The organism is Paenibacillus forsythiae T98, assembly GCF_000520735.1.
GTDB lineage: Bacteria > Bacillota > Bacilli > Paenibacillales > Paenibacillaceae > Paenibacillus_AQ > Paenibacillus_AQ forsythiae.
Genome location: NZ_ASSC01000364.1, coordinates 1 through 783 on the forward strand (window position 1 = coordinate 1; position 783 = coordinate 783).

Consider the following 783-nt stretch of genomic DNA (forward strand, 5'->3'; position numbering starts at 1 on the left):
CTCGGGAGCAAAGCTGCTGCTGTTGCATGGGCATCTGCGAGATCGGGTACCCTTTGTTGATAACGTTGCGGTGCTGGACGACGATGGAACATACAGCGAAGACCGTTCCAACCTGGAGCCAATCGCCGGTCCCAACCATCTGGCGTACGTGATCTATACGTCGGGAACAACGGGCAGGCCCAAGGGCGTCATGGTGGAGCATCGCAATGTGGTTCGTCTGGTGAAACATACGGATTATGTTGAATTAACCGAACAAACACGTATTTTGCAGACGGGAGCCGTTGTATTCGATGCTTCTACGTTCGAAATTTGGGGACCGCTTCTGAATGGCGGTCGACTGTATATGGTCCAGGGGAATGTTATTTTAGACGCTTCGCAGTTGAAGCAAACGATACAGCAATATGGGATAAACACCATATTTCTCACAACACCGCTATTTATCCAGCTTTCACAGCAGGACAGCAGACTGTTTGGCGGACTAAAGACGTTGATCGTCGGGGGAGAAGTACTGCCCGTAACTCACATCAATCGTGTGCTTCGTGATTATCCGTCGCTGGATCTCGTTAATGCATACGGACCGACAGAAAATACGACGTTTTCCACCATGTATCCCATTTTGGGCGAACAGATGGAATCCGTACCGATTGGGCGTCCGATCTGCAACTCCACCGCTTACATAGTAGATGCAGCGCTCAGGCTGCAGCCGATCGGAGCCTGGGGCGAGCTGATTGTGGGTGGAGACGGCGTGGCCCGGGGATATTTGAATCGACCGGAACTGACGGC

At 52.2% G+C, this 783-nt stretch carries 1 protein-coding gene; it reads left to right on the forward strand.

Going from position 1 to position 783, the window contains the following annotated elements:
* Positions 1 to 783 (forward strand): AMP-binding protein (locus L692_RS28555; protein ID WP_036723326.1); only part of this gene is annotated, 783 nt, incomplete at both ends.